Annotated in this window: 13 protein-coding genes and 1 riboswitch; of the genes, 2 read left to right on the top strand and 11 right to left on the bottom strand. The window is 35.7% G+C overall.

The genetic code is table 11. The features are described from left to right. Positions 1-15: 15 nt before the first annotated feature. On the bottom strand, positions 16-915 hold the full coding sequence (locus AC0IXC_RS27015; protein ID WP_215590571.1) for a helix-turn-helix domain-containing protein: 900 nt from the start codon (positions 913-915) through the stop codon (positions 16-18). 172 nt (positions 916-1,087) lie between these two features. On the opposite strand from AC0IXC_RS27015, the gene AC0IXC_RS27010 reads away from it, so the two are divergent. Next, positions 1,088-1,555 carry a YusW family protein gene (locus AC0IXC_RS27010; RefSeq protein ID WP_001221531.1) on the top strand — a complete coding sequence of 156 codons (468 nt, stop codon included), beginning with the start codon at positions 1,088-1,090 and terminating at the stop codon, positions 1,553-1,555. Between the two features lie 24 nt (positions 1,556-1,579). On the opposite strand, the gene AC0IXC_RS27005 is transcribed toward AC0IXC_RS27010, so the two are convergent. The 5 genes from AC0IXC_RS27005 to AC0IXC_RS26985 are packed head-to-tail and all read right to left on the bottom strand — an operon-like array spanning position 1,580 to position 6,879. Then, entirely contained in the window at positions 1,580-3,190 is a 1,611-nt protein-coding gene (locus AC0IXC_RS27005; protein WP_088038171.1) for a peptide ABC transporter substrate-binding protein, read from the bottom strand. A gap of 13 nt (positions 3,191-3,203) precedes the next feature. Further along, positions 3,204-3,977 (bottom strand): ABC transporter ATP-binding protein, encoded by a 774-nt coding sequence (locus AC0IXC_RS27000; protein WP_002091442.1) that lies wholly within the window; start codon positions 3,975-3,977, stop codon positions 3,204-3,206. Continuing rightward, a complete protein-coding gene (locus AC0IXC_RS26995) occupies positions 3,974-4,984 on the bottom strand; it encodes an ABC transporter ATP-binding protein (protein ID WP_471653593.1) in 1,011 nt (336 codons plus the stop codon). The genes AC0IXC_RS27000 and AC0IXC_RS26995 overlap by 4 nt, the downstream gene beginning before the upstream one ends. Beyond that, complete coding sequence (locus AC0IXC_RS26990; RefSeq protein WP_002029386.1) at positions 4,941-5,945, bottom strand: ABC transporter permease; 1,005 nt, start codon at positions 5,943-5,945, stop codon at positions 4,941-4,943. Before AC0IXC_RS26990 ends, AC0IXC_RS26995 begins: the two co-directional genes overlap by 44 nt. A 16-nt stretch (positions 5,946-5,961) precedes the next feature. Then, entirely contained in the window at positions 5,962-6,879 is a 918-nt protein-coding gene (locus AC0IXC_RS26985; protein ID WP_002140132.1) for an ABC transporter permease, read from the bottom strand. Between the two features lie 137 nt (positions 6,880-7,016). Continuing rightward, a riboswitch (SAM riboswitch) is annotated at positions 7,017-7,122 on the bottom strand. 173 nt (positions 7,123-7,295) lie between these two features. Here AC0IXC_RS26985 and AC0IXC_RS26980 point away from each other — a divergent pair. Beyond that, entirely contained in the window at positions 7,296-7,511 is a 216-nt protein-coding gene (locus AC0IXC_RS26980; RefSeq protein ID WP_215590567.1) for a DUF3951 domain-containing protein, read from the top strand. Between the two features lie 18 nt (positions 7,512-7,529). Here AC0IXC_RS26980 and AC0IXC_RS26975 read toward each other — a convergent pair whose 3' ends face one another. The 5 genes from AC0IXC_RS26975 to AC0IXC_RS26955 all read right to left on the bottom strand — a co-directional run bounded on the left by AC0IXC_RS26975 (position 7,530) and on the right by AC0IXC_RS26955 (position 13,424). Next, positions 7,530-8,033 (bottom strand): hypothetical protein, encoded by a 504-nt coding sequence (locus AC0IXC_RS26975; RefSeq protein WP_215590566.1) that lies wholly within the window; start codon positions 8,031-8,033, stop codon positions 7,530-7,532. A 250-nt stretch (positions 8,034-8,283) separates the two neighbouring features. After that, positions 8,284-9,543: a multidrug effflux MFS transporter gene (locus AC0IXC_RS26970; protein WP_215590565.1), complete on the bottom strand. Its 1,260-nt coding sequence runs from the start codon at positions 9,541-9,543 to the stop codon at positions 8,284-8,286. A 117-nt stretch (positions 9,544-9,660) separates the two neighbouring features. Then, complete coding sequence (locus AC0IXC_RS26965; protein WP_033709756.1) at positions 9,661-11,379, bottom strand: DUF3981 domain-containing protein; 1,719 nt, start codon at positions 11,377-11,379, stop codon at positions 9,661-9,663. Between the two features lie 78 nt (positions 11,380-11,457). After that, positions 11,458-11,991, bottom strand: coding sequence for an MFS transporter (locus AC0IXC_RS26960; RefSeq protein ID WP_012260185.1), 534 nt, complete (start codon positions 11,989-11,991; stop codon positions 11,458-11,460). Further along, positions 11,988-13,424, bottom strand: coding sequence for an FAD-binding oxidoreductase (locus AC0IXC_RS26955; RefSeq protein WP_002140126.1), 1,437 nt, complete (start codon positions 13,422-13,424; stop codon positions 11,988-11,990). The genes AC0IXC_RS26960 and AC0IXC_RS26955 overlap by 4 nt, the downstream gene beginning before the upstream one ends. Between the last annotated feature and the right edge of the window lie 76 nt (positions 13,425-13,500).

The following is a 13,500-nucleotide window of genomic DNA, read 5'->3' as shown; positions in this document are numbered from 1 at the left end:
TTTTCTCCTTACTTTTTAATTTTCTATTTCTTCAAATTGCAGATTCACCGGCTCTTCTAGGAGTGTTTCATAAAAGTTTTCTGCCAAATCTGTTGAAGGAATTTTTTCATCCACTTCATCAAAACGAATACTATCTAGCCAGATACAGCCTTCTCCTGATAATAAAACACCAAATGCAATACCAAGTGCTTCTTCTTTTATATCTAGTACAACCGAGTATGATTGCCAGTTATTCGTATTTTTAATTGGACGATTTTGCATGTTATCCATAGCAATAGGCTCTGTATCTTTTCCGTCTACTCGCATCCACAATCCTGCCCAGTCTTTTACATTTTCACTCTTAATAAATGCTGTTAAACGCAACCTCTTACCTACATATTTATCCGCTCGGAACATTTGCATTAATGTTGAAAACCCTCCGTGTGTAACGTTCTCTTTTCCTTTTATATATGCAGATACTTTTCCTTGATGAACAACTTCGTAATCTAAACCCATCTCATATTCAGCAGGATGACTTCCACTTAATACCCATCCTTTCGGTATACCTTTTTCCATTAAAACGCCCTCTCTTTCTATATAAAATGACTGGAAATATTTCCGATATTTTTTTGGTGGTAATTGAAACATTCTTTTAAAAGCTCTAGTAAATGCCTCTTGTGAGGAAAAGCCATTTTGCACTGCAATATCAATGACTGCTCTTTCAGTCGATACTAAAGCCTGTGCAGCATGAGTTAATCTTCTCTTACGAACATAATCCGTTACACTCATCCCAATATAACTTTGAAAAATACGATGAAAATGGTACATCGATACTGCCCCGTGAAATGCCACTCTTTCTGTTGTAAGCTCTTCATGTAAATGATTCTCTATATATTCGATTGCTTTTTTTATCATCTCTTTATATTCTTCATGCATTTCAGTACCTCCTTACAACTTCAATTTACCATATACATACAAATCATTTTTGATTTAAATTGCGGATTAATTCTTAAAGCTATAAGTAAATAATTTATTTTCAACACATACATAATTACACAAAATTAGGAAAAACTTGTATAGAAAGAAGTTACATAAGGAGGAATTTATAATGAGAATTTTACTATCAATTTTATTAGCTCTTATGCTAGTACCTGCATTAACAGGATGTAAAGCTCCTGCAAAAGAAGATACAACTTCTAATAAGAAAACGACTGAAGAAGCAAAAAATGAGGCTCCTGCAGATTTAAAACTAAACTTTAATGAATTTGATTTAAAGGCAGACTATCAAGATACGAAGAAAGACTACGAAGCTGATTATAAAAATGTAGCAGCGGACAAGAAAATGGAAGCAAAGATTGAAGACCATAAAACAGATGTAAAGTTCACAGGCGACGAGGCTATTACAAAATTAAGCCCTCTTCTACAAGAATTAAAATTCGATAAAAACACACCAGATCAAGAAGTAATTGATCAAGTAGTCAATGTATTCAAACTTGATAAAGACTACCAAAAATTCGATTTAGAAGTTGTCTTCTCTGATGGAACGAAAAAAGAATATAAAAGAGAAATAAAATAAAGAAGTAGGCGGTTGCCTACTTCTTTATTTTTTAATTTTTACGTATCTTAGTTCTGGACTAGAACCGATAATGAATTGGACGCCAGATACTGATGATTTTTGTAAATATGAAGAGCTTGGGAAAATAATTGGGATTAATGGTGTTTCATCAAACATAATGTCTTCTGCTTTATGCAATAAGTCAAAACGCTTATCTTCGTTTTGTTCAACTTTTGCCTCTTTTACTAAAGCATCAAATTCTTTATTATGCCATTTTGCATAGTTGTTTGGACCATCACCTGCATATAAATCTAGTTTAGTAATCGGATCCAATAGAGAGCCGCCCCATCCCATATAAGCTAATTGGAAATCACTTTGCTTATATGTGTCAATGTAACTCTTCCACTCTTTATTTTCTAATTTAATATCTACACCAAGATTTTTCTTAAACATTTCTTGCATTGCTTCTGCTACTTTTTTATGTTGTGTATCTGTAGTGAATTTTAATGTTACTTCAGGTAATGTAGACCAACCTTGCTCTTTCATGCCCTCTTCTAATAATTTTTTCGCTTCTGCTGAATCAAATTTTACGTAATCGCCTTTTTCTTTACGGAAATCACGACCACCTTGTGTTTTTGCCCCTTCTGGAACAAAAGCATATGCTTCTTGTGCATTATTTTTATACAGTTTTTCAACGATAAACTTACGATCAACCGCTAATGAAAATGCCTTACGTACTTTTGCATTTGTAAACGGCTCTTTTTCTACGTTAAACGAATAAATATAAGATGAAAATCCTGCAACACGTTTATATTCTTTATTTTCTTTTTCTTTCTCAATCATCTCTTGTGGTAAACCACTTAGTAAATCTAATTCTTTTGATTTAAATAATTGATACGCTGTTTTAGAGTCTGGAATAATACGAAACTCAATTTCTTTTAATGTTACCTTTTTATCATAGTATTCTTTATTTTTTTGTACTGTAATTGCTTGGTTATGCTTCCATTCTTTTAACGTGAATGGTCCGTTCGTAATTAACTCTTTTGGATCTGTTTTTAATTTATTATTATCATCAATTGATTTTTTAGATAATGGAATAAATAATGAACTTGCTAATTTTTGTTTAATAGAAGCAACTGGGTGCTCGAGTGTTACCTTTAATGTTTGAGGATCAACGACTTGAATACCAACTTGTCCTTCTTCACCTTTTCCAGTATTATATGCCTCTGCTCCTTTAATAAAGTACATTTCTGTCGCATTCATAGAACCTGTTTTCGGGTTTAATAATCGCTTCCATGCGAACTCAAAATCATTTGCTGTAATAGAAGAGCCATCTGACCATTTAATATCTTTCTTTAAATGAATTGTATATTCAGTTCCATCCGCATTTACTTCTTCTTTCTCTGCCAATTCATTTTGATATTTCCCATCACTATCTTGCGTATATAAACTTGAAAACAACTGTCCAATTACATAACCTGACGTGCTATCTGTCGCAATAGCAGAATCAAGGGTATACGGATCACTGCTAATATTCGTTACTAATCGATCCCCTTCTCCCTTACCAGCACTCGCCTTTTGCGTCTCTTTCTTACCACAAGCGACAGAAGTTATTGCTAAAACAGTCATAATGACAAATAATAAAAACTTCTTCATCCTACATTCTCCTTTAACCTGAAATTTTTGGTGTTGATGCTAATAATGTTTTTGTATAAGAATGTTGTGGATTACGGAATACTTCGTCCGTATATCCAAATTCAACAAGTTCTCCTTTGTATAAGACAGCCACTTTTTCACATAAATAGTGAACCATCGGTAAATCATGCGCGATAAATAAATATGTATAGCCTTGTTCCTTTTGAATCTTTTGCAGTAAATGTACAATTTGGATTTGCAGTGAAACATCTAATGCTGAAATTGGTTCATCAAGGATTAATACTTCTGGCTCACATAATAGCGCTCTTGCAATGGCAATACGTTGACGTTGTCCTCCGCTAAATTCGTGTGGATAGCGATCAATATATCGTCTATCTAATCCAACACGCTCTAGTGCATCACCTGCGACTTTATCTTTCAATCCTTTATCGCCTAAACCGAATGAAATATAGCCTTCTGTTACAATATCGCGTACTTTCCAGCGCGGATTTAATGCAGCTGTGGAATCTTGAAAAATGAACTGTACTTTCTGCAAGAAATCCCGCTTATGAGCTGACTTCAGCTTGTGAACAACTTGACCGTTATAATCAATTTCACCAGACGTTGGACGCTCGATCCCAGCTATGAGCTTACCAAGTGTTGTCTTTCCAGAACCACTTTCTCCAATAATGCCAAGCGTTGTTCCTTTTGGGATAGAAAGTGATATACCTTTTAACGCTGCGATTTCTTTATTTTTACTTCCATACGTTTTCGTTACTTGCTTTACAGTAATTAAATCTGTCGTCATGAGGCATTCACCCTCTCTTTTGATTTCGCTTTATTATGCTCCAGAATATGCTGCCAGCAATGTGAACTATGCTCCTCAGAATATGTTGTTCTCTCTGGGAATCGATGAATACATTCTTTTATCGCTACAGGACAACGATTCACAAACGGGCATCCAAAACTATTTAACGTTTCAATTGAAGGTGTTGTTCCCTCAATTGCTCTAAGTACCTTTTCTGAATCATCCATATTCGGAATTGCTTGCAATAAACTTTTTGTGTAAGGGTGCTTAGGTGAGTCAATTACTTCTTGTATCGTTCCTTTTTCAACAACACGTCCCCCGTACATAACTACTACTCGGTCAGCTACTTCACGTACAAGTGCCAAATCATGTGTAATTAATAAAATACTCGTATTTTGTTTTTCCTTTCTTTCTTTTAACAACTCCATAATTTGCTTTTGAATCGTTACATCTAATGCTGTTGTAGGTTCATCTGCAATAACGAGCTTCGGGTGACAAGCAAATGCAATTGCTAAACAAATACGCTGCCTCATACCTCCGCTCAACTGATACGGGTATTGTTCAAAGCGTTTCTCTGCTTCATGTATCCCTAAATCATTTAGTAAGTTAATTGCAATTTCTTTTGCCTCTTTTTTCGATTTCTTTTCATGCTGCGCAATTACTTCTGTAATTTGTCTTCCAACCTTCATCGTCGGATTTAAAGATGAAAGCGGGTCTTGAAAGATAAAGGAAATATCTTTCCCGCGAATTTGATTCCATTCTGATTCTTGTAAATCCGTTAATTCCTTTGATTGGAAAGATATATTTCCATCATCAATATGAATCGATTCTTGATTTAAGCCGATAATTGATTGTGCTGTAACACTTTTCCCTGAACCACTTTCTCCGACAAGTGCAACTATTTCACCTTCGTTAATAGAAAAGGAAACATGCTTCACAATTGCTCGCTTACTATTCTCTTTTTCAACGGCCAACGTTACGTTTTCTAAAGATAAGATTTGTGCCATGTTTTTTCTCCTTTCGATTACGTTTTACGATTTTCGGATCAATCGCATCTTGCAAACCATCACCAATCGCATTAAATGCGAACATGATGAATGCAATCATGATTGCCGGGAAGAAAAGTTGCCACCACTCTCCGCTTAGTAATGTCCCGAGTGCATCGTTTGTCATCGTGCCCCAGCTCGCTGCTGGTGATTGTACTCCAAGTCCGATAAAACTTAAAAATGATTCTGAGAAAATAGCTGCTGGAATTGTAAATGATAAATTGACGATAATAATCCCCGTTAAGTTTGGAATTAAATGCCCATATATAATTTTCATATGAGATGTACCTAATCGCTCTGCTGCAATAACAAATTCTCTTTGTTTCAATGAAAGTACTTGCGCCCGAATGAGACGTGCCATGCCAATCCATCCCGTTAACGCAAGAGCTATAATAATTGTAAAAAGTCCTGGTTTCATAATGATTAATAGTAAAATAACAATCAGTAAATATGGGATACCGTATAACACTTCAATCCCTCTTATAATCCACTCATCAATTAACGTTCCAAGACGATTACGTCCTCTCACATATCCACTAAAGCCACCGATAAGTACACCAAGCCCTATATCAAGAGCTGCTGCTACCAATCCAACTGTTAATGAAATTTTCCCACCAGCCCAAGTACGCGCCCAAATATCTCTCCCTAAATCGTCTGTTCCGAACCAATGCTCACTACTAGGCGGTAAATTAGTTGCTTCTTTTACTTGTTCACTCGCAGTAAATGGTGTTAAACTTTCGCCAATAAGCGAGAAAACAATAATTAGTAATAACGTCACTGCCCCTAAAACTGCTATAGGGTTTGATATAAACTTGCGAAACACTTCCTTTTTCCGGCTAATCGTTTGCTGATCTTTATTTATCGTTAATTCTTTTTTCTCTTCATTCGTTAATAACTGGTCATTAATTTCATAAGCCCCCATTTAAACATCACCCTCCTTACGTAATAGAACGAATGCGCGGATCAACAATACGATGAATGATATCTGTAATAAAAATACATACAATTAATAGCGCACTATAGAAAATGGTTGTTCCCATAATCACCGGATAATCTCGGTTGAAAATACTGTCTACAAAATATTTTCCTAAACCAGGAATTGAAAAGATTTTTTCAATAACGAAAGTCCCTGTTAAAAGTCCAGCCATTAATGGGCCAACAAATGTAAGTACCGGAACAATCGCATTTCGAAGAGCATGTCTTATAATGATTTTCTTAATTGGTATACCTTTCGCTCTCGCTAGCTTAATATAATCACTCTGCAACACTTCAATCATATTAGAGCGAACAAATCTTGTAATAACTGCGATTGGTCCTAACGCTAATGCGAAGGAGGGTAATACAGTATGCTCAAATGTTCCCCAAGACGCCACTGGTAGTAATTCAAATTGTATGGCGAATACTTGTATAAATAGTGGTGCTAAAATAAAACTAGGAATAGAAATACCGAGAATCGCAAGCAAGCTCACACTATAATCAATCACTTTCCCATGATATAGCGCGGCAAATGTACCTGCGGCAATTCCGACTAACAATGAAATAACAAGTGCTTGTAAACCAATAATTGCCGATGGTCCAAAACCAGTTGTTATAATTTCCGATACACCTTGACCTGTCGATTGAACAGATTCGCCAAAATCAAAATGAACTACCCCATCCAAATAAGCAACATACTGATTCCATAACGGTTCATCAAGGTGATACTTCGCTCTCATGTTTTGTATTACTTCTTCAGGAAAGATTTTCGCATCTGATGAAAACGGATCACCTGGAATAATATGCATAATTAAAAATGTTACTGTCGTAATGACCCATAGCGTGAATACCATAACCGATAGTTTTTTAATAACATACACTTCAATAACCCCCTAAACAAATGAATTTACTTTGTTTTATTGACATATTTGTTGCCATTACTCCTTCTCTACTTCTTAAAACACAAAAAGCCTTGATCTTAAAAAATAAGATCAAGGCTTAATAAACGAAGGCCCATCACTTATCTTTCAAGACTTGCTTGCTGGAATTAGCACGGTGTTCCTGTTACAGAACCCGCTGCTGAGGTGTCATAGGGCCAGTCCCTCTACCTCTCTGGATAAGTAAATTGCTATATTATTATTTGGTTCAAATTGTATATTTCGAATTATAATTCTGAAAAAATGAAAAGTCAATCAAATTGGATATATTTAGAAAAATCAGTTTTCTATTATATTAGTTATTGAAATTACAATCTTTCGCTTATAATAAAAAGAAATTGTATTAAAGGAGTTATAAGATGGATCCACTACTTCTGGCTACTATAGGATTGCCATTAACAATCGTCATACTCTTCATCATTGGCTTCTATAAACTCTTCATTAAAAAGAAAAGCATCACTTCTTTTTACACTCCATTCGATAATATTACTGGCCAAACAATTTCAGAATTTCACGAAGAACAGAAGGTATTAGTATCCGAGGATGAAGACGGAGATGTTAAAAAGAAAAAATAACCTTGCGCATGCGCAAGGTTATTTTTTCGCCTCTGTTTGAAAACGTTTATAGTATGTCGATGCTGTTGAAAAATTAACTTCTATATCACGAATCAACGATGAATCTTCTTCTTTAGCTAACTTCTGTAATTTTTTCATCGCTTGTTCTGCTTCATTTAAGAAACCAACATATAGTTCATGTTCATCCTCTTTCGACTTCGGCACACGAATTTCTTTACGCATATGATCAATATCTTCTAACATGCCCGTTGTTACCGTTCGCACGTCTTCTTTATATTTAGCACTAGTTATTTCCTTACCGCCCTTTTCTTTTGCCACTTCCCATAACTGTAACGCTTTATTAATTTCTTTGTTCATCTTCACATCATACTTTTCATGTACCTCGTTATATACTTTCATATCTTCTGTTTGCTCAGTAGATTGCTCTACCTTTTCTTTCGGTTCTTTCGTGTCTTTATTTCCATCACATCCCGCTAGAAGGAGCATACCCCCAAGCATAGCAATACCGAAAACCTTCTTCATCTCTTATTCTCCTTTTATCTACAGCTATTACTCATTATAGTTTCTTTTATCTCCACTTGTTATTATACCGAGAACACCCTACTTTTTACACTTAAGACGAGATCTTAATATACACACCAACATTTTTGTCACAGTATCGTCACTTTATGCAAATAACTTTTGCATCACCTTACAACACTGTATAAGTTATTTCAAAGAAATGAAAAAAGAGCTGATTCAACACATGTTTGAATCAGCTCTTTTTTATAAATTAAGCCTCTAAATTTTGTCTTTGTTGCAGTTCAAACTGCTTCTCACTTCTTCTGGCCATAAATAGATAACATAACACAGCACCAATTTCACAAAGAGCTATAACAACCCCCATAGGAAGTGCTGTATTGCTTCCACCAATACCTACTAGCGGTGCAACAAGTGCTCCTGAAATGAACTGTAATAAACCTAGTAAAGCTGATGCTGTTCCTGCTGCTTGTTTTTGATTTCTCATCGCTAACGAGAAGCCAGTTGTTGATACAACCCCAACACTTGATACAACAAGAAATAGCGAGCATAAAACACCGATTAGCCCTATTCCTAATACGATTGTAAGTAGTAATGATAGACCGCCAACAGCCGCAATAATAATACCAGCAACAAATAAAGTTTTCTCATTAACTTTCCCTGCTAAGCGGCCAGTAACTTGGCTAGCAATAATAATACCAATACCGTTAATCGCAAAGAACAAACTAAACTGTTGTGGTGATGCCCCGTATATATTTTGCAACACGAACGGTGAACCAGAAATATAAGCAAACATTGCAGCTGTTACTAATCCTTGCGACAATGCATACCCCATAAATAAACGATCTTTCAGAAGCTTTCCGTATGTTGCAAGCGTTCCTGATAATCCACCTGTCTCTCTTTCTTCAGGAGGTAATGTTTCACGTAATACGAAAGTAGCTGATATTAGCATGAATACACTAATTGCTCCAAGAACGATAAAAACGCCGCGCCATGATGTGAACTGTAATAATTGCCCTCCAATAATCGGTGCCAAAATAGGCGCTGCTCCGTTTACTAACATAAGTAATGAGAAAAACTTCGTCATTTCAGAACCTGAATACATATCACGTACCATTGCACGTGATATAACGATACCAGCAGATCCTGAAGCACCTTGTAAGAAACGTAAAAGCACTAAACTCCAAATAGATGGTGCAATAGCACAAAGTAAAGAAGAAGCAACATAAATAATAAGAGCGATAATAAGAGGTTTGCGTCTTCCGTAAATGTCACTAATTGAACCAATAAATAACTGCCCTACTGAAAGCCCAAGCAGACAAGCAGTTAATGTAAGCTGCGCGAGGGATGCACCCGTTTGTAAATCATCCGTTAACTTTGGTAAAGAAGGCAAATACATATCAATAGATAATGGCCCAATTGCCGTAAGTGTCCCTAATACAAGAATCATCCATAACCTGTTTGTCTTTACAGGTTTATATATTTCGTGATTAACTCCATTCACTTTTTCCATTCACCCTTTCATATAAACACTTAATCGTAACAATTATAGTTACAACATGAATATACGTCAAGTATACCGTATTTTCCTGTTTAATAATGTAAAAAAAGCGATAGAATCTCTATCGCTTTACTTTTTCAAATTACTATTTGTAAATTTAGATACAGATGCCATCATTTCTCCTGTGTCTAAATATGTGATTTGAATTGGATCTCCTACTTCTGTAAACATTGCATATGGGAATTTCTTCGCCGGTACCATGAATACTTTTTGCTCGTTTTCTAATAGTACGTACACAATCGTATTTTCACCTGATTTTTCTTTATACACACGTTGTACAGTACCTTCTTTTTGCGCTTCTTTCCCATTTGAAGTCGGTCTAAATGAATCACCACTTCCGCTCAGCGCATTTTTATAATTCTCAAGTGCTTCTTTTTGCGTTGAACCTGTTGCAAACACTTTTGCATTAGAAGCATATATGACAGTATGAGCACGTACTAATCCGCCGTCATCAATAACCGGTACAATCCAAGAAGGTTTACCATATACGTTATAAATAACCGGCATTGTTCCATGCCATTTCTCTCTCTTAAAGGAATTATCCACTACTTCTGTAGCAGCCGAACCATCCATAATTCCCTTTACTTCTTTTCCGTTATAGTAATACAACTTACCTGTACGCGCATCAATAAGCGAATAGCCTAGTGCAGAATCTACTCCTTCTTTCGGAGAGGTGAAATCAGTAAAATAATATAACGTTCCATCCTTACCAAAGATTGGTGTAACTCCTTCTTTCGTTCCCCACTCAGTCGGAATCTTCATATCCGTTTGTGAGAATTTTGTATTCCAAAATCCGTGAATATATTTACCAAAATACGTATTTAATGTAGATGCAGTCTCGTGATTTAATACGCCATCAACGAATTTAGGTGCCTTTCCTTTGTCGTATCTTTTCACTTCACCTGTTTGTGCGTCTACTACTACAACACCTTCTACTTCAAATCCAGATCTTCCTGAAATAAATTCACCATACGTCATTGTATAATACGGTTTCCCTTTATCATCAACTTCAAATTTTGGTTTCCCTTTAAAAACTAAATCTGGCTCTGCTTTTCGAACGACACGTTCTAATTTATTACCGAAAAACATGCTTGGCACATATTTCATTTTATAACCAAGGTGCAGTTTCGCTTCCGCATCAGGATTCGTACCTGACATCGTTACGTACCCTGGAATTGTCTCAGCTTTACGTGCTTTAAAAAATCCTGAAACTTCAATTGGTGCTACATATAAGGCCTCGCCATTTACCATTTGTGGCGTTAATTCTCCTAGCTCAAAATAAGCTACTTTCGGAATATCCCCAAATACTTTTTTCATCTTATTCTCCGCTGTCTTTGGCGGCACTGTAAACGGCTGATCATTTTCAGTAAATGGCTCTGAAATATCTTTCTCGATCTTCACAACAGAATCATATTTTTTTTGCGTGATTACTATATCGTGCAAATAACCAAAATAGCCGTAACTTGCGAGTAAGACAAACATTAGAAGTCCCTTTAACGTACCTTCTAATTTCCCTACCTGCTCTTGTGAGAATAAAACAAGCCCAATTAAAATCGCTACTGCAACAGAATAATGAGTAAGAATAGAATCTGCTCGATCATCAATTAGCCAGAAATATTCATAGATTGCAATACCTATCCAAAATAAAACAGGAATAACTAAAATAGATGATTTCTTACCCTTTACAACTTTCTCATTTCCTCCTTTATCCACCGCGCGAATTTTATTACCGCTTCTAGTCCATGGAATCAAAAACAAAGTGAGAATAGCTAAAACTATAAATTTCATCAAAGGCAATGTCCCCTTTTCTTTTGTCTTCTCCATAAGTATAACAAATAAAGGGTAATCAGGTAAAAATGGGTATGATTATATTTTTTTGCTACTTAATACAATTCCACTCACTGCATATAAAATAGATGCTATATAAAAAATGGTGCCAATCGTAAAGAAATCTACTAAATATCCCGTTGCAATAACTGCTACTGCTCCTCCAACCGATGTCCACACATGATATTTTCCAATCTCATAACCAGCTTTTTTCTGTTCTACCTTTCGTGCTAACGATGTCTTCTCCGTATTACGCTGCACAGCACCTAAAATACCCATTAAAATTTGGAGAATGTATACATGCCAAACTTCTGTTGCAATAGGGAAAAAAAGCATTAATATAGCCATGGACCATGCGTATATAATTAATAACTTTCTATCACCTACCCTATCAGAGATTCTTCCAACTAACGGATATACTAGAGCTGAAGTTAAGGCAAATAAGCCGTACGCCCAGCCAAATTGCGAGAAACTATTTCCTACATTTCGAAGCAATAGTATATAAAAAGGAAATACCATACTACCTGCCATCATAATAATGCTTTGTGAGGCTACAAATCTTCTATATGTCATTTGCTATACTCCTTATAAAATAAATTCACAAACCTTTCCTCTGGGTCTACTTCCTTTTTCTTCTGAAGGAATTCTTCTATGCGAGGATACGCTTTCTTTAGTTGCTCCTTTTCCGGATAAGAATAATACGGTAAATAATAACTTCCATTATGCTTTAACGTAACATCAATCATCTTTTGAATGACCACTTTTGTTTTCTTTATTTCATCTTCAGAACGCCCTTGATTAATTAGAAGCACAAGCGCAAACATATCATCTTTCGCATAAGATAGCACCGCATTCTCATTCTTTTCTACATAGCGGATTGTAATGTTAAGAAGGTTTAATTCCTCTTCATTTAAAACGCTTCGCAAATCATCTATATACGCTGCAAAACCATCTATCGGTACAAAGTACTCTTGTAAAACTTCGGTCAAGTTTGGATTATCGTATTCCATAAAAGCACTATCAGATCTCATTACGTTATTTCGAGTTTCGTACTTACCATCTGTACGTTCAAAATAACTTCTTTGTATATCCCAAAATGCGCCCTTTCCCCAGTCACTATAACGTGATAACCCAAGTAAAAATTTCGGTGCAGCTATAATATTTTCTTCTTTTAATTTGCTGTACTCTCCCAGCTTCTGTTGATCTTCTGCCAGTACATAATCTGTTACATACATTTCTTTTAAAAATGAATTTGGGGCAACAGAAATACGTGCTAAATGCATACGTATATTCTCATCCCTTCGCACTTTATTCTTAAAGTATGAAGAGTATTCTTTATAATCTAGTACTTTCGTATGCGTTTCATACAATTCATCGTTTGTTAACTGTAGCGTCACATCTAAAATCACACCAAATAATCCATATCCCCCAATTACATATGGAAACAAGTCCGCATTTTCTTCTCTATTTACATTACGCACCGTACCATCTGCCATTAACAATCTGAACGACTCTACTGTATCAATCAATGCTTCATGACGAATATCACGCCCATGTACATTTACACTTAATGAACCACCAACAGTAAAAATATTTTGAGATTGCATCACTTGAACTGCAAGACCATATGGATTGATTTTCTTTTGAATGTCATTCCATGTGACACCGCTTTGCACCCTAATCCTCTTCTTCTCCGGATCGAATTCTAATATTTCATTATATCCTTTCATATCAAGCATCGTACCGTTCGGATAATACGTCTGTCCGCCTTGGCTATGTTGCATACCTGCAATAGAAATCTTCTCTCCAGAAACATTTGCATCTTGCACTAACTGTTTTAATGAACGTTCATCCTCAGCATTTTCAACACGTTTAATTTTCGTTGGAAGCAACTTCCCTACATCACTCATAATAGGATGATCCAGTTGCCCTTTGTATGTATATACAGATGTCGCGAGCAACACTGTATACGCTACAATAACAACTGCTATCTTTCTTTTTTTCAAATGGCACTCTCCTCTTCTAACGTTCTTCCTCTTCATATTGTACCTACTTTCCTACGAAGAAGGTATTAACAAAAAA

It is taken from the genome of Bacillus sp. AC266 (genome assembly GCF_979253805.1).
The sequence above is the reverse complement of the archived record's forward strand: the minus strand, read 5'-3'. Positions and strand labels throughout refer to the sequence as shown.

Bases quoted from the DNA above. Each gene is read 5' to 3' on its own strand.
- AC0IXC_RS26990 (WP_002029386.1), bottom strand. From the start codon at position 5,945: ATGGGGGCTTATGAAATTAATGACCAGTTATTAACGAATGAAGAGAAA.
- AC0IXC_RS27000 (WP_002091442.1), bottom strand. From the start codon at position 3,977: ATGACGACAGATTTAATTACTGTAAAGCAAGTAACGAAAACGTATGGA.
- AC0IXC_RS26960 (WP_012260185.1), bottom strand. From the start codon at position 11,991: ATGACATATAGAAGATTTGTAGCCTCACAAAGCATTATTATGATGGCA.
- AC0IXC_RS27015 (WP_215590571.1), bottom strand. From the start codon at position 915: ATGCATGAAGAATATAAAGAGATGATAAAAAAAGCAATCGAATATATA.
- AC0IXC_RS26980 (WP_215590567.1), top strand. From the start codon at position 7,296: ATGGATCCACTACTTCTGGCTACTATAGGATTGCCATTAACAATCGTC.
- AC0IXC_RS26965 (WP_033709756.1), bottom strand. From the start codon at position 11,379: ATGAAATTTATAGTTTTAGCTATTCTCACTTTGTTTTTGATTCCATGG.
- AC0IXC_RS26975 (WP_215590566.1), bottom strand. From the start codon at position 8,033: ATGAAGAAGGTTTTCGGTATTGCTATGCTTGGGGGTATGCTCCTTCTA.
- AC0IXC_RS26970 (WP_215590565.1), bottom strand. From the start codon at position 9,543: ATGGAAAAAGTGAATGGAGTTAATCACGAAATATATAAACCTGTAAAG.
- AC0IXC_RS27010 (WP_001221531.1), top strand. From the start codon at position 1,088: ATGAGAATTTTACTATCAATTTTATTAGCTCTTATGCTAGTACCTGCA.
- AC0IXC_RS27005 (WP_088038171.1), bottom strand. From the start codon at position 3,190: ATGAAGAAGTTTTTATTATTTGTCATTATGACTGTTTTAGCAATAACT.
- AC0IXC_RS26995 (WP_471653593.1), bottom strand. From the start codon at position 4,984: ATGGCACAAATCTTATCTTTAGAAAACGTAACGTTGGCCGTTGAAAAA.